This is a genomic window from Sporichthya polymorpha DSM 43042 (assembly GCF_000384115.1).
GTDB lineage: Bacteria > Actinomycetota > Actinomycetes > Sporichthyales > Sporichthyaceae > Sporichthya > Sporichthya polymorpha.
Genome location: NZ_KB913029.1, coordinates 3,885,820 through 3,907,290 on the forward strand (window position 1 = coordinate 3,885,820; position 21,471 = coordinate 3,907,290).

The 21,471-nt window shown below is 72.4% G+C and carries 20 protein-coding genes, 1 tRNA gene and 1 riboswitch; of the genes, 11 read left to right on the forward strand and 10 right to left on the reverse strand.

The features are described from left to right. Positions 1–163 precede the first annotated feature (163 nt). Positions 164–1,612: a tRNA (N6-isopentenyl adenosine(37)-C2)-methylthiotransferase MiaB gene (gene miaB / locus SPOPO_RS0118815; protein ID WP_028984915.1), complete on the forward strand. Its 1,449-nt coding sequence runs from the start codon at positions 164–166 to the stop codon at positions 1,610–1,612. A gap of 91 nt (positions 1,613–1,703) precedes the next feature. Here miaB and SPOPO_RS0118820 read toward each other — a convergent pair whose 3' ends face one another. Beyond that, on the reverse strand, positions 1,704–2,204 hold the full coding sequence (locus SPOPO_RS0118820; RefSeq protein ID WP_019876551.1) for a mycothiol transferase: 501 nt from the start codon (positions 2,202–2,204) through the stop codon (positions 1,704–1,706). A gap of 64 nt (positions 2,205–2,268) precedes the next feature. Here SPOPO_RS0118820 and dnaG point away from each other — a divergent pair, with 64 nt between their 5' ends. Both dnaG and SPOPO_RS0118830 read left to right on the forward strand, forming a co-directional pair. Next, positions 2,269–4,167 (forward strand): DNA primase, encoded by a 1,899-nt coding sequence (dnaG, locus tag SPOPO_RS0118825; protein ID WP_019876553.1) that lies wholly within the window; start codon positions 2,269–2,271, stop codon positions 4,165–4,167. A 301-nt stretch (positions 4,168–4,468) separates the two neighbouring features. Continuing rightward, positions 4,469–5,536: a sigma-70 family RNA polymerase sigma factor gene (locus SPOPO_RS0118830; RefSeq protein WP_019876554.1), complete on the forward strand. Its 1,068-nt coding sequence runs from the start codon at positions 4,469–4,471 to the stop codon at positions 5,534–5,536. A 71-nt stretch (positions 5,537–5,607) separates the two neighbouring features. Here the strand turns inward: SPOPO_RS0118830 and SPOPO_RS35280 are convergent, their stop codons facing one another. Further along, positions 5,608–5,994, reverse strand: a complete 387-nt coding sequence (locus tag SPOPO_RS35280; protein ID WP_019876555.1) for a YtxH domain-containing protein — start codon at positions 5,992–5,994, stop codon at positions 5,608–5,610. Positions 5,995–6,193: 199 nt separating this feature from the next. Here SPOPO_RS35280 and SPOPO_RS0118840 point away from each other — a divergent pair. Then, positions 6,194–6,266: transfer RNA gene (locus SPOPO_RS0118840), tRNA-Asn, on the forward strand. A gap of 35 nt (positions 6,267–6,301) precedes the next feature. Here SPOPO_RS0118840 and SPOPO_RS0118845 read toward each other — a convergent pair. Then, on the reverse strand, positions 6,302–7,798 hold the full coding sequence (locus SPOPO_RS0118845; protein WP_051098406.1) for a carotenoid oxygenase family protein: 1,497 nt from the start codon (positions 7,796–7,798) through the stop codon (positions 6,302–6,304). Positions 7,799–7,849: 51 nt separating this feature from the next. Between SPOPO_RS0118845 and SPOPO_RS30495 the strand changes: the two genes are divergently transcribed. Beyond that, positions 7,850–8,500: a TetR/AcrR family transcriptional regulator gene (locus SPOPO_RS30495; protein WP_019876557.1), complete on the forward strand. Its 651-nt coding sequence runs from the start codon at positions 7,850–7,852 to the stop codon at positions 8,498–8,500. 66 nt (positions 8,501–8,566) lie between these two features. On the opposite strand, the gene SPOPO_RS30500 is transcribed toward SPOPO_RS30495, so the two are convergent. After that, positions 8,567–9,313 (reverse strand): hypothetical protein, encoded by a 747-nt coding sequence (locus SPOPO_RS30500; protein ID WP_019876559.1) that lies wholly within the window; start codon positions 9,311–9,313, stop codon positions 8,567–8,569. 171 nt (positions 9,314–9,484) lie between these two features. Between SPOPO_RS30500 and SPOPO_RS0118860 the strand changes: the two genes are divergently transcribed. From SPOPO_RS0118860 to SPOPO_RS0118880, 5 genes are all read left to right on the forward strand, one after another. Next, a complete protein-coding gene (locus SPOPO_RS0118860; RefSeq protein WP_211210919.1) occupies positions 9,485–10,543 on the forward strand; it encodes a helix-turn-helix domain-containing protein in 1,059 nt (352 codons plus the stop codon). A gap of 67 nt (positions 10,544–10,610) precedes the next feature. Next, on the forward strand, positions 10,611–11,168 hold the full coding sequence (locus SPOPO_RS33070) for a copper resistance CopC family protein (RefSeq protein ID WP_084671271.1): 558 nt from the start codon (positions 10,611–10,613) through the stop codon (positions 11,166–11,168). After that, a complete protein-coding gene (locus tag SPOPO_RS0118870; RefSeq protein WP_028984916.1) occupies positions 11,165–13,180 on the forward strand; it encodes a bifunctional copper resistance protein CopD/cytochrome c oxidase assembly protein in 2,016 nt (671 codons plus the stop codon). The genes SPOPO_RS33070 and SPOPO_RS0118870 overlap by 4 nt, the downstream gene beginning before the upstream one ends. A 54-nt stretch (positions 13,181–13,234) precedes the next feature. Next, complete coding sequence (locus SPOPO_RS0118875) at positions 13,235–13,843, forward strand: superoxide dismutase (RefSeq protein WP_019876564.1); 609 nt, start codon at positions 13,235–13,237, stop codon at positions 13,841–13,843. A gap of 1 nt (position 13,844) precedes the next feature. Further along, on the forward strand, positions 13,845–14,102 hold the full coding sequence (locus SPOPO_RS0118880; RefSeq protein ID WP_019876565.1) for a hypothetical protein: 258 nt from the start codon (positions 13,845–13,847) through the stop codon (positions 14,100–14,102). Here SPOPO_RS0118880 and SPOPO_RS0118885 read toward each other — a convergent pair. From SPOPO_RS0118885 to SPOPO_RS0118910, 6 genes are all read right to left on the reverse strand, one after another. Beyond that, positions 14,062–15,603, reverse strand: coding sequence for an ABC transporter ATP-binding protein (locus SPOPO_RS0118885; protein WP_019876566.1), 1,542 nt, complete (start codon positions 15,601–15,603; stop codon positions 14,062–14,064). The two genes, SPOPO_RS0118880 and SPOPO_RS0118885, sit on opposite strands and share 41 nt — an antisense overlap. After that, complete coding sequence (locus SPOPO_RS0118890; protein WP_019876567.1) at positions 15,600–16,415, reverse strand: ABC transporter permease; 816 nt, start codon at positions 16,413–16,415, stop codon at positions 15,600–15,602. The genes SPOPO_RS0118885 and SPOPO_RS0118890 overlap by 4 nt, the downstream gene beginning before the upstream one ends. Next, positions 16,412–17,350: an ABC transporter permease gene (locus SPOPO_RS0118895; RefSeq protein ID WP_019876568.1), complete on the reverse strand. Its 939-nt coding sequence runs from the start codon at positions 17,348–17,350 to the stop codon at positions 16,412–16,414. The genes SPOPO_RS0118890 and SPOPO_RS0118895 overlap by 4 nt, the downstream gene beginning before the upstream one ends. Before the next feature lie 12 nt (positions 17,351–17,362). After that, a complete protein-coding gene (locus tag SPOPO_RS0118900; protein WP_019876569.1) occupies positions 17,363–18,904 on the reverse strand; it encodes an ABC transporter substrate-binding protein in 1,542 nt (513 codons plus the stop codon). A 105-nt stretch (positions 18,905–19,009) separates the two neighbouring features. Then, a riboswitch (cobalamin riboswitch) is annotated at positions 19,010–19,208 on the reverse strand. A 7-nt stretch (positions 19,209–19,215) separates the two neighbouring features. After that, positions 19,216–20,112, reverse strand: a complete 897-nt coding sequence (locus SPOPO_RS33075) for a hypothetical protein (RefSeq protein ID WP_019876570.1) — start codon at positions 20,110–20,112, stop codon at positions 19,216–19,218. Then, positions 20,112–20,711: an RNA polymerase sigma factor gene (locus SPOPO_RS0118910; RefSeq protein WP_033386904.1), complete on the reverse strand. Its 600-nt coding sequence runs from the start codon at positions 20,709–20,711 to the stop codon at positions 20,112–20,114. Before SPOPO_RS0118910 ends, SPOPO_RS33075 begins: the two co-directional genes overlap by 1 nt. Before the next feature lie 242 nt (positions 20,712–20,953). Here SPOPO_RS0118910 and SPOPO_RS0118915 point away from each other — a divergent pair, with 242 nt between their 5' ends. Continuing rightward, positions 20,954–21,451, forward strand: coding sequence for a hypothetical protein (locus SPOPO_RS0118915; RefSeq protein WP_019876573.1), 498 nt, complete (start codon positions 20,954–20,956; stop codon positions 21,449–21,451). Positions 21,452–21,471: the final 20 nt, after the last annotated feature.

The window sequence follows — 21,471 nt, forward strand, 5'->3', positions numbered from 1 at the left end:
TGCTTCGCCGGCCCGGCCCGGCTGGTGAAGCGGGGGTTCAGCTGGTGAAGCGCGCGGGGTGGCTGGTGAAGCGGGTGGGCAAGGGAGGCGGCGGGTGGGCAAGGGAGGCGGCGGGTGGGCGAGGGACGGGGGAGGGGCGGGAGCGCCGTACCCTGGAGGGGCTGTGAGCAGGACTTACGAGGTGCGCACCTACGGGTGCCAGATGAACGTCCACGACTCCGAGCGCCTCGCGGGGCTGCTGGAAGACGCGGGCTACTCCCGCGTGCCCGCGGGGGAGGCCCCGGACGTCGTGGTGTTCAACACCTGCGCGGTCCGGGAGAACGCGGACAATCGGCTCTACGGCAACCTCGGGCACGTCGCGTCGGTGAAGGCGGCGAAGCCGGGGATGCAGATCGCGGTCGGCGGCTGCCTGGCGCAGAAGGACCGGGCGGAGATCGTGCGCAAGGCGCCGTACGTCGACGTCGTCTTCGGGACGCACAACGTGGGATCGCTCCCCGTGCTGCTGGAGCGGGCGCGGGTGGAGCAGGAGGCGCAGGTCGAGATCCTCGAGGCGCTGGACGTTTTCCCCTCGACGTTGCCGGCGCGGCGGGAGTCGGCCTACGCGGCGTGGGTCGCGATCGCGGTCGGGTGCAACAACACCTGCACGTTCTGCATCGTCCCGGCGCTGCGCGGCAAGGAGAAGGACCGCCGGCCCGGCGACATCCTCCGCGAGATCGAGACCCTCGTCGCCGACGGCGTCCTCGAGGTCACGCTGCTGGGGCAGAACGTGAACTCCTACGGCGTCGAGTTCGGCGACAAGCTGGCGTTCGGCAAGTTGCTGCGCGCGTGCGGGGACGTCGAGGGGCTGGAGCGCGTCCGCTTCACCTCGCCGCACCCGGCGAGCTTCACCGACGACGTCATCGCCGCGATGGCCGAGACCTCCAACGTGATGCCACAGCTGCACATGCCGCTGCAGTCCGGCTCGGACGAGGTGCTGCGCCGGATGCGCCGGTCCTACCGGGCGGAGCGCTACCTCGGCATCATCGAGCGCGTGCGCGCCGCGATGCCGGACGCCGCGATCACGACCGACATCATCGTCGGGTTCCCGGGGGAGACCGAGGCCGACTTCGCCGCGACCCTCGACGTCGTGCGCGAGGCGCGCTTCGCGTCGGCGTTCACGTTCCAGTACTCGAAGCGGCCCGGCACCCCGGCCGCGGACTACCCGGACCAGGTCCCGCCGCAGGTGGTCACCGAGCGGTACGGCCGGCTCGTCTCCCTCCTGGAGGAGATCTCCTGGGACGAGGCGAAGAAGCAGGTCGGCCGCGAGGTCGAGGTCCTCGTCGCGACCGGCGAGGGCAAGAAGGACGCCGTCACCCGGCGCCTGTCCGGCCGGGCCCGGGACAACCGGCTCGTCCACTTCGTGCCGAGCCCCGACGCCCCCGAGCCCCGGCCCGGCGACATCGTCCGGACGACGATCACCTACGCCGCGCCCCACCACCTCGTCGCCGACGGCCCCGCCTCGGTGCCGCGCCGCACCCGCGGCGGCGACGCCTGGGAGGCCGCCCAGGCCCGCCCCGCCGACACCTCGCGGGCGGTCTCGCTCGGCATGCCCTCGCTCGGCGCCCCCGCCTGACCGCCCCCGCCTGACCGCCCCCGGTGGAGATGTCATCTCCAACGAAACGGGCGGTTTGCAGTGGAGATGTCATCTCCACTGGGTGCGGAGGTCAGCCCATCGACTTCTGGCCGTCGAGGGACTCGCGGATGATGTCGGCGTGACCGGCGTGCTGGGCGGTCTCGGCGAGGACGTGGTGGATCGCGCGGCGGCAGGTCCAGCGGGTGCCCTCGGGCCACCAGGGGGTGACGGGGAGGGCGTGGTCGGCGTCGAGGTCGACGGTGCGGATGAGGTCGTCGGTGCGGGCGGCCTGGGCGGCGTGGGCGGTGAGGATCTCCTCCAGCGTCTGGTCCTCGCGCATCACGAAGCTGGCCCGGTGGGCGGCGAGAGCGGCCTCGGGGTCGGTGCCGAAGGCTTCGGTGCCCCGCTCGAGGAACCCGGCCCAGCGCGACTCCATGCGCGTGACGTGCTGGATCAGCCCGCCGACGGTCAGTTCCGAGACCGTCGAGCGGGTCCGGGCCTGGTCGTCGCGGAGCCCGAACGCGGTGTGGCGGAGCAGGTGCCGGTGGTGGCGGAGGGTGTCCAGCAGGTCGCTGCGCTCGCGGTCGCTCATGGCGAAAATCTAGGCGTCCACACCCGCGGACCCACGGTCGGGGAAAGCGCCTAGACTCCGCCGCGTGGCCGGGCGCATCAAGGACGAGGACATTGCGCTGGTCCGCGAACGCTCCCGCATCGAGGACGTGATCGGCGCACAGGTCGGCCTCCGCAACGCCGGGGGCGGGTCGCTCAAGGGCCTGTGCCCGTTCCACGACGAGAAGACGCCGTCGTTCAACGTCAACCCGGCCAAGGGCTTCTTCCACTGCTTCGGGTGCGGCGAGGGCGGTGACGTCATCGACTTCGTCATGAAGACCGACCACCTCACGTTCGCCGAGTCGGTCGAGCGGCTGGCGTCCCGGGCGGGCATCACGCTGCGGTACGAGGAGGGCGGGTCGGCCCCGCGCCAGCCGGCCGGACGGCGCACGCGGCTCGTCGAGGCGAACGCCGCGGCCGCCGAGTTCTACGCCGCGCTGCTCGTCGACAGTCCGGAGGCGGTCGTCGCGCGCCGGTTCCTCGACGAGCGCGGGTTCACGCTCGAGCACGCGCAGACGTTCGGCGTCGGCTACGCGCCCCGCGGCTGGGACGAACTGTCCAAGCACCTGCGCGGCCGCCAGTTCACCGGCGAGGAACTCATCGGGGCGGGCCTGGCGCGCGAGGGTCAGCGCGGCCTGATCGACCGGTTTATGGGGCGGCTGCTCTGGCCGATCCGCGACATCACCGGCGACGTCGTCGGCTTCGGCGCGCGCCGGCTCTACGACGACGACCGCATCGAGGCCAAGTACGTCAACACCCCCGAGACGTCGCTGTACAAGAAGAGCCACCTCCTCTACGGCCTCGACCTGGCGAAGAAGGAGATCAAGCGCCGGGGGCAGGCCGTGATCGTCGAGGGCTACACGGATGTGATGGCCTGTCACATCGCCGGCGTCCCCACGGCGATCGCCACCTGCGGCACCGCGTTCGGCAGCGACCACGTTCAGGTGCTGCGCCGCCTGCTGATGGACGCGTCGGAGTTCCGCGGCGAGGTCATCTTCACCTTCGACGGCGACGCCGCCGGTCAGAAGGCGGCCCAGAAGGCCTACGACGACCAGGACCAGCGCTTCATGACGCAGACGTTCGTCGCGGTCGAGCCCGATGGCCTCGACCCCTGCGACCTCCGCCTGCAAAAGGGCGACGAGGCCGTGCGCGAGCTCGTCGCGTCGCGGGTGCCGCTGGTGGAGTTCGCGATCCGCGCCGAGCTCAAGCGCTACGACCTCGACACCGCCGAGGGTCGCGTCTCCGCGATGCAGGCCGCGGCGCCGAAGGTGATCAGCATCCGCGACCGCGCGCGCCGCCACGAGTACGGGCGTCTGCTCGCCGGGTGGCTCGGGATGGAGGTCGACGCGGTCATGTCGACGCTGTCCGAGATCGCGCGGCGCGGGGCCCGGAGCGGCCCGAACGGTGCGCCCGCCGCGGCGCCGGAGGCCGTCGAGCCGCCGCCGAAGGAGAAGATGCCGAGGCCCGACCCGCGGGACCCGTCAAGCATGGTCGAGCGCGAGCTGCTCAAGGTCGCGCTGCAGTACCCCCAACTGGCCGGCCCGACCTACGACGGCCTGGAGCCGGAGACCTTCACCGCCCCCGCGTACCGGGCGATCCACGAGGCGATCGTCGGGGCGGGCGGGACGTCCTCGGCCGCGGCGGGGGACACCTGGGTGGGCAAGATCCGGGCCGCGGTGACCCACGAGATGCTCCGGGGCCTGATCGCCGAACTCGCGGTCGAGTCTTTGCGAGCCGCAGGGGAGCCGAACCGCCGCTACGCGTGGGAGCAGCTCACTGCGATCCAGGTCGCGGCCGTCTCCCGCAAGATCGACGTGCTCAAGGGCAAGCTCCAGCGCATGAACCCGGTCGAGGAGACCGAGGCCTACAACCGGCAGTTCGGCGAGGTCATCGCGCTGGAGCAGTACCGGCACGCGCTGCGTGAGCGCGTCATTGACGGATTGTGAGACTCCTTGGCCCGTCCGGGTAGACATACCGGGCGTAATCGGGTCGCTCCGGTACGCAAGAACTTCCACGTTTCACCAAGTGCCGGTGCGCCCTGCGGCCACCCCTCCACACTGAGACCCGATGCCAGGGAGATCACCCTGGTCCAGCTCGGTGAAGGCCCCGGGGGGTGTCGTGGCTCGCACTACGTCGACCGACGTGACCGGTGTATCGCCCGCGTCGGGACGTGCTCGTCGCACCCGTGCGCTGACGATCGCACCGGAGGCCGGCAGCGACGTGCGGGTTCCCGCACCGGCGTCTCCCGTGTCCCCGTCCGACGCCGGAGTCGCGGCGGAGGTTGACACGGTCGACGCGGTCGAGGTCGCCGAGCCGACCGGGCCCGTCGAGGCCGAGCTCGAGCCGGTCATCGAGGAGGACGGGGAGGACGAGGAGGAGACGCCCGTCGTCGCCGAGACCTCGGTCCCGGTCACCGACCTGGTGCGCCACTACCTCAAGGAGATCGGGCGCGTCCCGCTGCTCACCGCCGAGGAGGAGGTGCAGCTCTCCCGTCGCATCGAGGCCGGGGTGTTCGCCACCGCCCGCCTCGACGCCGAGCCGGCGCCCGACCTGCAGCTGCGTCGCGAGCTCGACATCATCGCCCGCGACGGCATGGTCGCCAAGCAGAAGCTCATCGAGGCCAACCTGCGGCTCGTCGTCTCGATCGCGAAGCGGTACTCCGGCCGTGGCCTGCCGTTCCTGGACCTCGTCCAGGAGGGCAACCTCGGGCTGATCCGCGCCGTCGAGAAGTTCGACTACACCAAGGGCTACAAGTTCTCGACCTACGCGACCTGGTGGATCCGCCAGGCGGTCACCCGCGCGCTCGCCGACCAATCCCGCACGATCCGCGTCCCCGTGCACGTCGTCGAGATCATCAACAAGATCATCCGGCTGCAGCGGAGCATGCACCAGGAGCACGGCACCGAGCCCACGATCGAGGAGCTCGCCGTCGTTCTGGACATGACGCCCGAGCGCGTCATGGAGGCCCTGCGCTACGCCCAGGACCCGGTCTCCCTGCACACCCCGGTCGGCGAGGCGGAGGAGTCGGAGTTCGGTGACCTCATCGAGGACGTCGACGCGGCCTGCCCGGCCGACGCCGCGTCGGTGTCGATGCTCCGCTCGGACCTCGACGCCCTGCTCGACACCCTCGGCGAGCGCGAGAAGCGCGTCGTGACGATGCGCTACGGCCTCGACGACGGCAACCCGCACACGCTCGAGGAGGTCGGCCAGATCTTCGGCGTCACCCGCGAGCGGGTCCGCCAGATCGAGGCCAACACCCTCGCGAAGCTCCGCCACCGCCCCGCGGCCGCAGAACTGCGGGAGTACCTGGCTTAACGGCGAACGTCCGACGATGCGGCTGCAACAGCAGCCACATCCTCGGACGTCCGGGTGGTCTCCCGCCGGGCTCAGCGCCCGGTCGACCGACCGTTGCTCATCATCGAGCCGCCCACCGTGCTGTCCATGGACGTCGTCGCCGGGGTGACCGGCGTCGGCATCCCGGTGTCGCTCTGGGTCGACTCGCTCATCCCCGAGTCACGCGACCCGGGCATCCAGCCCGGCGCCTTGTCGGCCACGGCGCCGGCCATGCTGTGCGCCTTCTCCGTGGCGGTGTCGGCAACCTTGTGGGCGATCTCGCCGCCGCGGGCGGTCGCCATCTCCGTCGCCTGCTGGACCTTCGGGTTCGCCCGGAGTTGATCCGTGGCCCGGCAGATCTGCTCGTACCGCTCGCGCCCGGCGCGGGCCCCGAGCACGTATCCGACGGCTGCCCCCGTCAGGAACATCGTCTTACCCATCGTCCTGTGCCTCCTCCGCGTTGGTCCGTTCGCTGAGGGGGCACTACCCCTGCCTGGGGGCGGGATACCTGGTTCGTCCCGGTGTGGGGCACACCACCCGCGCGTCAACGATCAAGACCGGCCACGGACGCCCCGCGGGGTGCGCTAATCTTTCCGAGGTCCCGGGGGCGACCCTCCCGGCCGAGCAACTGCACCGCGATCCCGCATAGCTCAATTGGCAGAGCAGCCGGCTGTTAACCGGCAGGTTTTTGGTTCGAGTCCAAATGCGGGAGCTCGTCACGAAAGGCGCCCTCCGGGGCGCCTTTTCTTATTCGACGGTGGGGGCCCAGTTGCCGTGGAACCCGGCGGGGACGCGGGCGGGCAGGTGGACGGCGGCGACCGTCTCCAGGGTCTGGGAGTCGAGCAGGAGCAGGTCGCTGGCGTCCCGGGCGGGGTCGTAGGCGAAGCCCATCAGCGTGCCGCGGTCCTCGGGGCTGTCGGCGGCGTCCGGGACGAAGAGGAACTCGCTCAGGTTCGTGCCGGGGGAGAAGGTCCGGGTCGTGGCGTCCCCGGTGACGAGGTCGTGGCGGATCAGCGCGTCGGCGCGGGTGCCCCGGAACCCGACGGCGTAGCCGTAGCGGTGCCGGCGGCCGACGACACGCTCGTCCACCCGGGGGAACTCCTGGCTCAGGTCGCTGCGGCGCTCGGTGAGGACCTTGCCGGCGGTGAGGTCGACGGTCCAGCGGTCGAGGGTCGAGGGGCCCTCGTCCGGGCCCAGCGGCGCCTCGTCGAACATCCGCGGGTGCCGGACGACGTCGAGCACGATTCTCCGACCGTCGCTGTCCCCGTCGTCGTAGGCGTTCAGCGGGTGGAAGACGTAGCAGGGCTCGATCTCGAACCAGCGGACGTCCTTCGCCGTCCCGGTCCGCGGCATCACGCCGACGCGCGCCGGATAGTTCGGGTCCCACCGGTAGGGGAACTTCGGCGCCTTGGCCCCGAGCACCTTGCGCGTGAAGAACGCCGCGACGGGGTCGGGGGTGCGGCGCTTGCCGACGAACATCGACGCGTTCCAGCGGGCGAGGTCGCCGAACGGGCGGGGCCACAGCTCGCGGATCGGGTCCAGGTCGAACACGCACGGCAGGTCGTAGAGGACGACGTGGTTCTCGGTCAGGGAGAAGTCGTGCATCATCGGGCTGCCCGTGACGGCGATGTTCTCCACGCGCTTCACCCGGGCGTCGGTACCGAGCACCGTGTACTGCACCTGGTTGCCCCAGCCCCAGTAGTACGAGACGGCGTGCAGCTCGCCGGTTGCCGGGTCGCGCTTGGGGTGGGCGGTGTACCCGCCGGGCAGGGTGCCGTCGAAGTCGCAGGCGCCGACGGTCTCGAGCTCGTCGGTCAGCTCGTAGGGCCGGCCGCCGGCCTCGACGACCGCGAACGTCCGCCCGCCCTGGACGACGACGTTGGTGTTGGCGGGGAAGTCCCAGCCGACGTGGGGCTCGGCGCCGGTCCGCGGCTGCTCACCGAGGGCGGCGGCGACGTCGGCGGACCGCACGAAGCGGTTGCGGTACCACTCGGCCTTGCCGTCGCGGATCCGGACGCCGTGCACCATGCCGGTCCCGAGGAACCAGTGGTGCTGCGTCGGGTCGACGGGGCTGACCGGGTTCGGCCCGTTACGCAGGTACCGCCCGTCGAGATGGGCGGGGAGGCTGCCGGTGACCGGGAGGTCGACGGCGGTCGTCTCCGTCGCGACCGGGCCGAAGTTGTCGGTGAGGTACGGGTTCTCGGCTGTTGCGGTCACGGTCGCCTCCGGGGCTCGCCGTCGCATAACAGTGCTATGTGGAGCACTTCATAGCACTGTTATGGAAAGATGCCAAGCATGAGTCCGAAGGCCGCCGACCCGTCGGTGCGCACCGCGCTGCTGGAGACGGCGGCGCGGCAGATCGCGACCGGGGGTTCGGCCAGCCTGACGCTGCGGCGGCTCGTCGACGAGGTGGGGACGTCGACGATGGCCGTCTACACCCACTTCGGCGGGATGCAGAACCTGCGCCAGGAGATCCGCCGCGAGGGCTTCGCCCGGCTCCGGGAGCACCTGGAGTCGGTGACCCCGACCCGCAATCCGCTCGCCGACCTGGTGCGCGCCGGGTGGGAGTACTACGACAACGCGGTCGAGAACCCGCACCTGTACCGCGTCATGTTTCTCGACCACCACGAGCCGGCCGACGACACGGTCGGCCTGGACACCTTCGACCGGCTTGTCGCGCTCGTGGGCCGGTGCGTCGAACAGGGCCAGCTCGCCGCGGGCGACCCGTTCGACCTGGCCGTCCAGTTGTGGGCGGCGCTGCACGGGGTGGTCTCGCTCCAGCTCTCCGGGCTGTTGGCGCCGGAGCTGGCCCTCGAGATGGTCGCCGCGAGCTGGCGCACCCTGTTCCTCGGCTTCGGTGCCGACCACCGGGCGGTGACCCGGGCGCTGCAGGCCCACCCGCGCCGGACGCCGCGAGCCGCCCGAGCGCTGGGCTCGGGCGGCTGACGGGTTCTGCGTCGGGTCCGAACGCTGTCGAGAAAGGGTGTCACCCTTTCTTGACAGGGGCGGCGGTCAGGCGAGCTTGGCGACCGCGGTCAGGGTCGTCTGCTTGAACGCCGAGACCGGGGCGTCGTCGAGGTTGCCCATCTGGCCCCAGGACAGGACGGTCACGAGGTTGCCGTCGCGGCCGATGCCGTACAGGTGGGCGCCGTCCTCGGACTCGGGTACCGAGGTGTACACCCCGTAGACGTGCGTGTTCGCGCTCGGGGCGCCGTAGTCCTTCGAGTCGGACTTGCCGCCGGGGAACCCGGTCAGCCAGTCCTCGGCGCACAGCGCGGCGCCGTGGGCGAGGACGTCCAGAAACGCGATCGCGTCGTCCTCGGACTCCAGACGCACCACGACCTGCGTCGCGTTGGTGTCGAACTCGGTCCCGAACTGGCGGTGCCAGACCTTCTGCTGCGTTTTGAGGGCGTCCTCGACGCAGAACGGACCGAACTCGGGCATGCCCGCGGTGACCTTCCCGGCGAACCAGGCCGAGGTCGGGTGCTTCGGCAGGTCGGTCCCGAGGAGGAAGCCGGGGACGCCCGCGGCCGCGGTCGGCGAGGAGGTCGTGGTCGGGCTCGTCGAGGGAGTGGTGGTCGGGGTCGCCGAGGGAGTGGTCGACGGGGACGCGGTCGGGGTTGGCTCGACGCTCGCGGAGGCCGAGGCCGCCGGCCGGTCGGTGGCCGTGTCGACGGCGTCGTCGCCGCACCCGACGAGCAGGGTGAGGGCGGCGGCGCTGATCACGAGCGGCAGGACGCGGCGGCGGAGCTGGTTCACGGGATTCCCCCCAGAGGTGGTGTCGAATGGTGCGGTGAGATCAGCGTCGGCAGGCCGCGGGCGGCCCGCAACGGATCACGGCCGGGACGGGACACCGGGACGGTTCCGGGCCGCTGAGCTGCAGGGATGTGCCCGGGGTGGGACGCCGGAGCGGGACGAGGAAGGGCAGTGGTGACCGAGGCGGCGCAGGATCTCGCGGGTCGGCTCCGGGAGCTCAAGGACCGCTCGGGCCTGAGTTTCGGCGCGCTCGCGCAGCGGCTGCACGTCGGAACCTCGACCCTGCACCGGTACTGCTCCGGCGAGGCGGTCCCGGCCGAGTTCGCCGTGCTCGACCGCTTCGGCCGGGTCTGCGGCGCCACCCGGGAGGAGATGCTCGCCCTCCACCGCGCCTGGCTGATCGCCGACGCCGCCCGGACCCGGGGCGCCGAGCCGCCGCCCGCGGAGGAGGCCCCGACCCCGGCCCCCGACGCTTCCGCGGAAACGTCCGGCCGGTCCCGGGGTCGGCTGGTCGCGGCGGCGGTCGCGGTCGCGGTGCTCGTCGCGGGCGGGGGAGTCGCGCTCGCGGCGGCGCTGGCCGGGGACGACGACCCGACGGAGCAGACGGGAAACTCGGCGGGGACGTCCTCCGCGGAGGGGGTGCTGAGCGCGACTGTCCGCAGCGACATCTGGGAGGCCGGGTGCGACCACAGCTACCTGGTCGACCGGCCGCCGGCTCAGGTGCCGGAGCCCCCGGTCGAGGCGGACGCCGCGGCCTGGGCGCAGCCGCTGGGAGCGGTCGACGCCGGGCGGACGATCGTCGAGGTGACCCTGGCCGGGCCGGGGGACGAGCCGGTCGTGCTCCAGGGGCTCACGGTGCGGGTCGATCAGCGGCGGGACCCGCTGGGCTGGAACGTCTACGCGATGTCGCTCGGCTGCGGCGGGGCCCTGACGCCGGCGTCGTTCGCCGTCGACCTCGATCAGCCCCGTCCGGTGGCGCGGGCGCGCTCGGGCGCGGACGGGGAGAACCGGCTGCCCGCGGTGACCTTCCCGCTGCGCGTCTCGCGGACGGACCCGGTGGTGCTGCGGGTCGTCGCGACGACCGCGGGCTGCGACTGCGACTGGTACCTGGAGCTGCCGTGGGCGTCCGGCGGACGCTCCGGGATCCTGCGCATCGACGACGCCGGCCGGCCGTTCCGGACCAGCGGGACGACCTCCAAGCCTTACGGATTCTCCGAAGCCTGGGCACGCTGAGACCCGTGCGAATGCACGGCTCCACCCCGGACGTCGGCCTCGCCCCGGCGGGAGCGACAATGGAGGCATGTTTGTGAACGGGTTCACAAGAGTCGGGGCCGCGGTGCGGGCCCGGTTCCTGGTGACGCTCGTTCTGCTGACGGTGGGTCAGTTGGCGCTGGCGACCGGGGCCGTGGCTCACACCGGTCTCGTCGGCTGCGCCCCTGCGTACGACGCCACCCTCGCGGCCGCACCGAAGGACGTCCGTCTGACCTTCTCCGAACCCGTGCGGTCGGAGTTCGTCGAGATGACGGTGCGGGTGGACGGGACGGCCGTGCCCGGGACCCGGCCGGTCGTGGCGGGTCCCGTCGTGCGCGTCGACACCTCGGCCGTCCCCGCGGACACGACGCCGCGGGAATGGACGGTCGCGTACCGCGTCGTCGCGTCCGACGGGCACCCGATCAACGGCACGCTCCGCTTCGCGACCGACCCGGCCGCGCCGGCCGCGACGGGCGAGGTCTCCGCGGCGTGCGCGGGATCCGGCGGCAACTCGGGCGTCGCGAAGGCGGCCGCGGTGACCGGCGGCATCCTGCTCGTGCTCGGCGTCGCGGTCGCCGTGATCCGGCGACGGGTGCTCGCGGCATGACGTCTTCGGCCACCACGACTCGTCCGGCACCGTCGCGTCGGCGCGCTGCCTACGGGGCAGCCCTCGTGCTCTGCGCGCCCGCGGTCGCGGTGATCGCGCTCGGCAGCACCGGCGGCATCGAGACGCCGGCCGGCGATCTCTCGGACCCCGGCGCGACCGTGCGGTGGGGATTGCCGATTGCACTCGCGTTCCGCGACGTCGCCGCCGCGCTGACGATCGGCGCGCTGGTGCTCGCGGCCGTCGTGCTGCCGCCGCGGCCGGGCGGGGACCCCGACCGGCTCGAAGGGGCGCGCGCTCGCGCAGTGTTGCTCGGCGGTCTCGCCGCCGCGGCCTGGGCGGTGGTCGGCCTCGTCGTCCTCGTGCTCACCTACGCCGACCTGTCCGGCCTCTCGCCCTGGGACCCTGGGGCGGGTGGCGCGACGATCGAGTTCGTCCAGTCCTTCGACCTCGGCCGCGCCCACGCCGGCGGCATCGTCATCGCCGCGCTGGTCGCGATCGGCGCCCTGGCGGCGCAGCGAACGTGGGCCGCGGGAGCGCTGGCGGTGCTCGCGATCGCGGCCACCGTCCCGACCGCTCTGCTCGGTCACTCGGCCGGCGCCGAACTGCACGGCCCGGCCGTGGATCTGCAGTTCCTCCACCTCCTCGGCGGGGGAGTCTGGGTCGGTGGCCTCGCCGCGCTCGTCGTGGTGCGGCGCGCGCTCGGGACCAACCTCGCGGCGATCCTCGCGCGCTACTCGGTGCTGGCGACCTGGTGCTACGCGCTGATCGTGCTCTCCGGCCTCGGGGCGCTGCTCGTGCGCCTCGACGGGGACATCGGCGCCACCTACGCCTCGCTGATCGTCCTGAAGATCGGTCTCGTCGTCATCATCGGGCTGCTGGGGCGCACGCTGCGCGGCGTCCTGATCTCTCGGGCGGAGTCGGGGCAGCTGCCGGGCGTCTTCGTCCGCCTCGCGCTCACGGAGCTGACGCTGATGGCGACGACGTTCGGCGTCGCGGTCGCGCTGTCGCGCACCTCGCCGACGCAGCCCTCGGCGACCGAGGGCGTGGCGCCGACGGTCGCGGAGGCGGTCCTCGGCTTCGCGCTGCCGGGTCCGCCCGAGGGGTCGGCGTGGCTGACGACGTGGCGGCTCGACGTGCTCTGGGCGGTGCTCGCCGTCGTCGCGAGCGGGTGGTACGTCCGCGCGATCGTCCGCCTCCGGCGGCGCGGTGACGCGTGGCCGATCTGGCGCGCGGTCGTCTGGGTCGCCGGCTGGGGGCTGCTGGTCTACGCGACGAGCGGGCCGCCCGGCGTCTACGGCCGGTTCCTGTTCAGCCTCCACATGCTGCAGCACATGACGATCGGCATGGTCGTCCCGCTGCTGCTCGTCCACGCGGCGCCGGTGACGTTGGCGCTGCGGACACTCACCCCACGGTCGGACGGCAGCCGCGGCCCGCGCGAGTGGGTGCTCGCGCTCACCCACAACCGGGTACTCGGGGTGCTCGCGTCACCGCTGGTCGCGGCCGTGAACTTCGCCGGCAGCCTCGTCGTCTTCTACTACTCGCCGCTGTTCGAGCTGGCGATGCGCACGCACCTCGGCCACATGCTGATGACGGTCCACTTCCTGATCGTCGGCTACGTGTTCTGCTGGCTGATCTGCGGGACGGACCCGGGCCCGGCGCGGCCGCCGCACATCTTCCGGCTGCTCCTGCTGCTCGTGACCTTCGCGTTCCACGCCTTCTTCGGGCTCGCGATGATGAGCGGGTCGGAGGTGCTCGCTGCCTCGTGGTTCAGCCAGTTCCCGCGGGAGTGGGGCGCCGGGTTGCTCGACGACCAGCAGAACGGCGGCGGTATCGCCTGGGCGCTCGGCGACATCCCGATCGCGTTCCTGATGTTGTCGATGGCGCGGTCCTGGCTGCGCGACGACCAGAACGCCGCCCGCCGCTACGACCGGCAGGCCGCGCGCGACGGCGGGGCCGAGCTCGAGGCTTACAACGAGATGCTCGAACGCCTCAACCGGGGCGGCCGGGGCTGATCGAGGTCCTGCACTAGGTTCCTTGTTGCAAGATATTCGCAATAAGGAGGGCTCATGGCTGCGTACACCCTTCCCGACCTCGCTTACGACTACGGCGCACTGGAGCCGGCGATCACGGGCGAGATCCTGGAGCTGCACCACTCCAAGCACCACGCGACCTACGTCAAGGGCGCGAACGACACGATCGACGCGATTGCCGAGCTGCGCGAGAAGGAGACCATTCCGCCGGCCGCCCTGGTCGGACTGGAGAAGACACTCGCCTTCAATCTGTCCGGCCACATCCTGCACGAGATCTTCTGGACCAACCTGACGCCCGGTGGTGGGGGCGAGCCCGACGGTGAGCTGGCGGCGGCGATCGACGACGAGTTCGGTTCGTTCGCCGCGTTTGCGAAGCAGCTGCAGACCGCCACCGTCAGCGTCCAGGGATCCGGGTGGGGCGTACTCGGTTGGGAGCCCGTGGGCCAGCGCCTCGTCGTGCAGCAGGTTTACGACCACCACGGCAACGTCGGCATCGGTTCCACGCCGCTGCTCGTGTTCGACGCGTGGGAGCACGCGTACTACCTGCAGTACAAGAACGTTCGCCCCGACTACGGCACCAAGCTCTGGGACATCGTCAACTGGGCCACCGTCGCCGAGCGATTCTCCGCTGCGCGGAAGGGCTGACGTGCCGTCACCGACCCTCGCCGAGGACGTTCAACTCGCCGCCGGGGTGATCGCCGCGCGTTCGCGCGGCGATCTCGGCGGCGCCGAGCAGCTGCTCGGGGCGTTCGACTCCGACGCAGCGCGGGCGCGGGCCTTCTGGATGCTGGCGGAGCTGGCGCTCGGGCTGGTCCGCACGCAGACCGGTCAGACCACGGACGAACTGGTGCGCGAACTCGCCCTCATCGTGGAGGTGTCCGAGGCTCCCGGGGGGAGCCGGTAGCGCCGGAGAGCCTGGGATCGACCGGCCCCGGCGCCCCGCAGAGCTTCCCCTCCCGCATCCGCAGTACCCGGTCGGCGTAGGAGCGCAGCCGCGGTTCGTCATGGCTGACGACGAGCACGCCCACGCCACGGTCGGCCGCAGAACGCAGGAACGCGGCGACCGTCGCGGCGGCCTCGACGTCCAGGCTCGCGGTCGGTTCGTCGGCGACCACGAGGGCGGGGTCGGCGATCAGCGCGCGGACGACGGCGACCCGCTGGCACTGGCCGACCGACAGCGAACCCGGGAGGCGGTCGACGTCCAGCCCGTCGAGCCCCACGGCGACGAGCTCCGCCCGGGCTCGGTCCCGTCGCTGGGCGCGGGTGAGCCGGGCGCCGCGCAGCACGAGGGGTTCCGTGACGCTGCGCCAGATCGACCAGCGCGCATCGAGACTGCTAACCGGGTTCTGGAAGACCGGCATGGCGTAGCCGGGCCGGGGCGTCTGCGGTGCGCGCGATCGGCCCCAGACGGGGGTGTCGCCGAGGAGCACCGTTCCCGCGTCGGGTCGCTCCATCCCGGCAACGATGCGCAGCAGGGTCGACTTGCCGGACCCGGAAGCTCCGACGATGCCCACCACCTCGCCCGCCCGGACCCGCAGGCAGACGCCGTCGACGGCGGTCGTCGTCGCGGGCCCGACGCGGTAGCTCCGACGCGCCTGGTGGACGCGCGCCACCGCCGGGGCGTCGGGCCGTTCGGACAGCGGTGACAGCGGCCGTGGGGCCGCGGCGCGGACGAGCGCCCGCGTGACGTCGTGGGCCGGCGACCGCAGCACCGTGTGGGAGAGGTTCTCCTCCACGATCTGACCGTCACTCAGGACGACGATGTGGTCGGTGTGCCGCGCCACCAGGGCGAGGTCGTGGCTCACGACGAGCAGGGCCGAAGAGGTTCGCTCCAGCAACTCGAGCGCGTCGTCGGCGAGGTCGGCGTCGAGCGCGCTGGTCGGTTCGTCGGCGAGGGTGAGCAGCGGCCGGTGCGCCGTGGCGGCGACCGTGGTGGCCCGCTGGAGCATCCCGCCCGACCACTGGTGCGGGCGCTGACCGGCGCGGACCTCGGGCGCGGGGATGCCGACCCGTGCCAGCGCGTCCACGATCGCCCCGGGCGGTGGCCGCCGCCCGTGAGCGGTCCACGCCTCGCCGACGTGGTGGCGCACCGAGCGCAGCGGGTCGCACGCGGCGAACGGGTCCTGGGCGACGTAGCCGATCACGGGTCCGAGCAGGGCGCGTCGTTCCCGTGCGGAGAGGGCGAGGACGTCCCGGCCGCCGACCAGGATGCGGCCGGTGACCTCCGCGGACGGGGGCAGCAGACCGAGGACGGCCCGAAGCAACGTCGTCTTGCCGCAGCCGGAGGCGCCCACGACGCCGATCCGGGCCCCGGCCGGGACGGTGAGTTCGACGCCGTCCAGTGCGAGATGGCCGTTGGCATAACGGACCGTCAGTTTCTCGACCTGCAGAGCCGGGGGCGTCATGTCCGGTTCCCGGGGTCGACGACGTCCCGGAGGGCGTCCGCAATGAGCGTCGCCGCGAGGACGGTGAGGACGAGCCCGATGCCCGGGCCGAGGATCTGCCAGTGCGCGGCCGTGAGAGTCTCCCGGCTCTCGGCGAGCATGTTGCCCCATTCCGCGGTCGGGGGCTGGGCGCCGAGGCCGAGGAAGGACAGCGCCGCGAGTTCCATGACGGTGTGGCCGATCCGCAGGGTGGCCGCGACGGCGACCAGCGCCGCGGTGCCGGGCAGGACGTGACCGAGCGCGATCCGCGTCCGGGTCGCCCCCGCCATCCGGGCGGCGAGGACGTCCGGGCGTGCGCGGGCGCCCCCGGCGTAGGCACGGGCGAGCTTCGCCAGGCCGGCCCAACCGGTGACCGACATGGCCAGCACCAGGTTGAGGAAGCCCGGCCCGAGAACGCCGACGATCGCGAGGGTGAGGACGGTACCGGGGAGGCCGAGCAGCACGTCGGTGACGCGGGTGAGCACCGCGTCCACGGCGCGGCCCCCGGTGGCGGCCAGGATCCCGACGACCAGACCGATCGCGGTGGCGATGACCGTGACCAGCAGCGCGGCCCCGAGGGAGGTCTGCGCCCCGGCGACGGTGCGGGCGAGCAGGTCCCGTCCCGCCCGGTCGGTGCCGAGCCAGTGCTCCCAGCTCGGGCCGGCGAGTTGGTTGCGGTAGTCCGGGGCATCGGGGTCGCGCGTGAGGAAGGGCCCGAGCAGCGCGAGCAACGTCAGCAACCCGGCGAGCACGAGCCCCACCCGGGCGCCGCGGTGCCCGAACAGCGCGCTCACGTCGCCTCCTGCCGGAGCCGGGGATCGAGCCAGAGGTTGAACAGGTCGACGAGCAGGCTCGTGAGGACGAACAACCCGATCGCCAGCAGGGCGAACCCGGTGACCACCGGCATGTCCCGCGCCTCGACCGCCTGCACGGTGTAGCGCCCGATGCCGGGCCAGGTGAAGACGCTCTCCACCACCGGGGCGCCGGCCAGGAGGAAGGCGCTCTCCATCCCGATCAACGTGAGGTAGGCCGGCAGGGCGTTGGGGAGCTGGTGCACGAACAGCCGGCGCGCCGGGCCGGCGCCGCGCGCCTGCGCCACCCGCAGGTACGGCGCCGACCCGGCTTCGAGCAGACCCGCCCGCAGGATGCGTGACCACGCCGCGATCGACCCGAGGGCGAGCGTCAGCGCCGGCAGTCCCACCGTGCCCCAGGTCCCGTCTGCGATCACGCGACCGAAGCCGAGCTCGACGACCAGCACGTCGAGCAGCAGGATGCCGAACACGAAGCTCGGGACCACCAGGCACACCAGGGTCACCGAACGGGACGCGAGATCCGGGAGTCGGCCTGGCCAGGCCGCGGCCAGCAGGCCGAGGGCGAGACTCCCGAGGACGGCGAGAGCGAGCGCACTGACGGTGAGGATCGCCGTCGCCTCCACAAGGCCGGCGAACTCGTCGGTCACCGGCCGACCCGTCTGCCAGGACGTGCCGAGGTCGCCGGTCAGCAGGCCGTGCAGGAAGTCCCGGAGCCGGACGAAGAACGGGTCGTCGAGCCCGAGTTCCGCGCGCATCGCTGCGACTGCCTCGGGCGCCACGTCCTGCTGTCCCCGGGCGGTCAGGATCCGCAGCGCCGGATCGCCTGGGGCCGCCTGGAGCAGGGCGAAGACGATCAGCGCGCCGCCCAGGAGGGTGAGGGCGGCCTGCCCGAGCCGGTGGAGCACGGTGCGGACCACGACGGTCCCGGGTCAGGGGGCGGTCCGGGCCGTCACCCAGAGGTTCGCGACGGGCAGCGGGTAGTTCCGCCACTTCGCGTTCGTGACCACCATGCCCTTGCGGCGGACAGACGCGGCCCACAGGCCCTCGTCGGCGATGATCTGCTGCGCCCGGCGGAGCAGCTCGGTCCGTTTCGTGGCGTCGAACTCGCGGCCGAGTTCGGAGATCACCGCGTCGAGCGCGGGACTGTCGACCTTCGAGTAATTCTCGGGGGAGTCGCTGTGCAGCGACTGGCGGAGTCCGTCCACCGGGCTGAGGGTGAACGAGAGAATCGAGTCGCCGACGATGGCGACGTCCCAGTCCGAGCCCTTCCGGGCTTCGGTGATGTCCGGGACCTGCGAGACCTTGACCTCGAACCCGAGGTCCTTGAGCTGCGCCTGCAGGGCGACGCCGATCGTGTTGCTGTCCGGTTGCTGAGGGTACGTCAGGACGTCGAGTGTCAGCTTCTGGCCGTTTTTGGTGCGGGGGCCGGTGCCCTCGGCGGTCCAGCCGGCCTCGTCGAGCAGACGTTTCGCCTTGTCCAGGTCGGTGGCCTGCAGGTCGAGGACGTAGTCGGCGTCCGCGGTCATGCTGCTCGTCGCGACCTCGGCGAGACCGTTCAGGACGTCCTCGGCGAGCGCGCGGTAGTCGATCGCCGACAGGAGGGCCTGCCGTACTCTCGGGTCGTCGTACGGGGCGCGTGCATTGTTGATCTGCAGCGCGAAGGTCGTGCCGTTCGGCGGCCCGGTGACGAAGTAGGCATCGCTGCGGCCCTGCAGATTCCGCTGCATCGTCGTCGGCATGTACAGCGCGATGTCGGCCTCCCCGGCCTGCACCGCCTGCACCCGCGCCGTCGCCTCGGGGACGAACTTGATCGTGAGGTGCGACAGGCCCGGTGTCCCGTCCCAGTACCCGGGCATCGGCTCGAGCTCGGCGCGTTCCGAGGTCAGCGTCTTCATGACGTACGGACCGGTGTAGAGGCCGGCGCTCAGCAGGTCCTCCACGGGCTCGTCGGCCTCGCGGTGCTGCTCGTAGGCGTCGACGTCGAACACGGGCACGTTCGCCTCGTCGGCCAGGATGTTCGCCATCCCGGGCACCGGTTGGGTCGTCGTCACCGTCACCTCGAGCGGCCCGGTGACCTCGGCGTCGTCGAGGTTCACCGCGGCGGCGAAGCCTTCGTTCTCCTCGGCGCAGAACTCGATCAGGTCGACGACCGACTCGGCGTCGAGGGCACGGCCGTTCTCGAAGGTGATCCCCTCACGGAGCGCCAGCTTCCACGTGGTCTCGTCGACGGCGCTCAGGCTCTGTAGCACCCAGGGCGACGGGACACCGTTCGGCTCCGGGCGCATCAGCAGCTCGACGTAGCCGAACTCCGGCCCCCAGAACGCGTTCTCCAGCGGGTCGAGGTTGTCGATGCGGAAGCTGGTCGCGATCGTCAGCGGCCCGGGGCCGGCAGCCGTACTCGGGCTGGGACCACTGCGGGCGACGAGGCCGTCGTCGTCCTCGGCCGCGCAGGCGGTGAGGCTGAGCGCCACAGCAGCGACGGCCACGAGGGCGCGAGCGCGGGGAAAAGAACGATGCCGAAATCGGCGGACGGCAACCATGCCGGGATCTCCATCCTGGGGTTTCCTCGCCCCTCGGATACGGATCCGCGACAGGTCAGTCTCCTGACTCCCGGATCGACGCTCACCCCGGCCTTCCCGTCCCGGGTGGGACCGTGGCCGTGCGTGGGGTTCGCTCCCCGGTCACAGTGGCGGGACCGTGCCGGATTCGCACCGGCTTCCTGGTTCCCGTCGCGGAAGTGACAGCGCTCAGCCAACCAGACGCGCTGCGGTTCCCGGAATGATCACGGGCCGGACGTGACGGAGCCCACGCCGGTGGGGCGGTGGCCGCGTTCCCCGGCGATCGGCTTCTTCTTCGGCGCGCGGTCCTTGCCCGCGGCGTTGCCGGACTTCTTCTCCGCCGCCTGACCAGGGCCGCGGTCGGCGGGCTGACCGCCCGCCTTCTCCGCGGGAGCCTTCCCGTTGTCGGCCCTGCGCTCGCGGGCCTCGGTGCCCTTTTCTGACGGACCCTGACGATCCTTCGCGGCGTCGGACTTCGCCCGGCCGGGCGGGGTCTTCCCGTTCGGGCTCGTGGTCTCCGCGTCGAGCGCGGTGCAGAAAGCGGTGACGTCCCCGGCCGGGGCGGTCTCGACGAGGCGGGAGAACGCGGGGTTGCCGGCGGCGCGCTCGTTGGTCCACGCGCCGGCGGTGAACGCCTGGCACAGACCGGAGTAGGACGCCTCGGCGGTGCGGCCGGCGTCGGCGTCGGCGCGGTCCGCCGCGGCAGCGGTCTTCGCGGCGTCGCGGACGGCCTCGGCGTCCGCGCGGGGCGGGTCCGGCTGCTCGACGGTCGTCTTCTTGTCGGTCAGCGGGGTCGGGAGCACGCCGGTGGACGCGGCGATCGCGGCGCCGCCCACCGAGGTGACGGCCAGGGCGACGGCGGCGGTCTTGAGCGTGAAGAGGCCGGTGAGCGCCGCGAGGACCTTGGCGCGTCGAGCGGTCGCGCCGGCGGCGGCCGGGGCCGGCTGCGCCTCGAGGAAGGCCGCGACGGCGGCGTCCTCGCCGGGAAGCTTGCCGGTGGCGGCCGGGCCGGCGGCGGAGGCGAACAGGGCCAGCAGCGCGTCCGCCTCGGCGGCGGTCGCGTCCGGCGCGAGGGCGAGGATCTCCTCGCGCTCGCCGCGGGTGCGGTCCTGGCTCGTCATCACATGTCCTTCAGCGCAGAGGGCTGCGCGGATGTCACACCGTCAGGGTCACTTTCCGGCTTCGTGAGCCGTTTGGCCAGGTTCTTCAGCCCGCGGTGCGCCGCGGTGCGGACCGCGCCGGACTTCTTGCCGAGCACCTCGGCGGCGGCCTCCGCGTCCAGGCCGACGATGACGCGGAGCATCACGGCCTCGGCCTGGTCCGGCGGGAGCGTGGCGATCAGGGCGAGCGCGGCGTCGCCGTCGACGAGCGCGATGGCGGCGTCGGCGGTGTCGTCGGGGGAGGACATCTGCTCGAGGATCTCGACCGGTTCGTCCGCCGCGACCGGGCGCGCCTTCTTCCGGCGGACCAGGTCCATCGCCCGGTTTCGGGCGATGGTGGCGCACCAGCCGCGAAAGCCGTCGGCGGTGCCGCTGAACGTCGCGAGGTCGCGGGCGATCTGGAGCCAGGCCTCGGACGCGACGTCCTCCGCCTCGTCGCCGACGAGCGCGCGCAGGTATCGCAGCAGGCCCGGGTGGACCGTGCGGTAGACCTCGCGGAAGCCCTCCTCGTCACCGCGCTGGGCGCGGGCGAGAACGACGGCGAGATCGTCGTTCGTCACGTCCCGAAGGTCCCAACGCTCGGCGGCCAGGTCCACGCTCCGACGTCCGACGGACGCCGACGGTTCCGTTCCGGTCGCTCACATTACGGACCCGGCGGGGCATTGCCGACCCCATCGGTGACTGTCGCGAACTGATCCCGCGCAGGGTGTGACAGAGCCGGGGACCGGTGCGCTGTACCGGGTGACGTCGCAATCCCCAACCGCCCGGGGAGCGCGCCCACCCTTCCCGTCAGGAGCTCCCGATGTACCGCACCCGTCTGGCTGCCGCCGCTGTTCTCACCCTGGGCCTGCTGGCCCCCGTCGCCGGCGCCTCCTCGGTCGCCGCCGCCCCGAAGGTCAAGGCCTGCGGCGAGGCCGCGCAGGTCAAGGACCACAAGGTCAACCGCGCCAACGCCAAGGCGAAGGACGCGAAGGCCAAGGGCAAGAAGAAGGGCCACAGCAAGCCGACCTTCGTCCACAACGGCAAGGTCACCGCCGTCGACGCCGAGGCGGCGACGCTCACGTTCGTCGTCCGCGGCGGCCAGGTGAAGGCGCTGCGCGGCTGCACGCTGACCGTCATCGTCACCCCGACCACGAAGATCAACCTGAACAAGGGCGCGGCGACCCTCGTCGAGCTTGAGGCCGGCGACCAGGTCAACGTCAAGGGCACCACGAGCCGCGACGCGACCACCGGTGACGTCACCTACACCGCGACCCGCGTCTCCGCGGCCGCGAAGCCGGCGAAGCCCGCCAAGAGCTGACGCACCCTCAGGCAACGGAG

Bases quoted from the DNA above. Each gene is read 5' to 3' on its own strand.
- SPOPO_RS0118870 (WP_028984916.1), top strand. From the start codon at position 11,165: ATGACGTCTTCGGCCACCACGACTCGTCCGGCACCGTCGCGTCGGCGC.
- SPOPO_RS0118915 (WP_019876573.1), top strand. From the start codon at position 20,954: ATGTACCGCACCCGTCTGGCTGCCGCCGCTGTTCTCACCCTGGGCCTG.
- SPOPO_RS0118845 (WP_051098406.1), bottom strand. From the start codon at position 7,798: ATGCGACGGCGAGCCCCGGAGGCGACCGTGACCGCAACAGCCGAGAAC.
- SPOPO_RS33075 (WP_019876570.1), bottom strand. From the start codon at position 20,112: ATGACGAGCCAGGACCGCACCCGCGGCGAGCGCGAGGAGATCCTCGCC.
- SPOPO_RS33070 (WP_084671271.1), top strand. From the start codon at position 10,611: ATGTTTGTGAACGGGTTCACAAGAGTCGGGGCCGCGGTGCGGGCCCGG.
- SPOPO_RS0118875 (WP_019876564.1), top strand. From the start codon at position 13,235: ATGGCTGCGTACACCCTTCCCGACCTCGCTTACGACTACGGCGCACTG.
- SPOPO_RS0118820 (WP_019876551.1), bottom strand. From the start codon at position 2,204: ATGAGCGACCGCGAGCGCAGCGACCTGCTGGACACCCTCCGCCACCAC.
- SPOPO_RS35280 (WP_019876555.1), bottom strand. From the start codon at position 5,994: ATGGGTAAGACGATGTTCCTGACGGGGGCAGCCGTCGGATACGTGCTC.
- SPOPO_RS30495 (WP_019876557.1), top strand. From the start codon at position 7,850: ATGAGTCCGAAGGCCGCCGACCCGTCGGTGCGCACCGCGCTGCTGGAG.
- SPOPO_RS0118885 (WP_019876566.1), bottom strand. From the start codon at position 15,603: ATGACGCCCCCGGCTCTGCAGGTCGAGAAACTGACGGTCCGTTATGCC.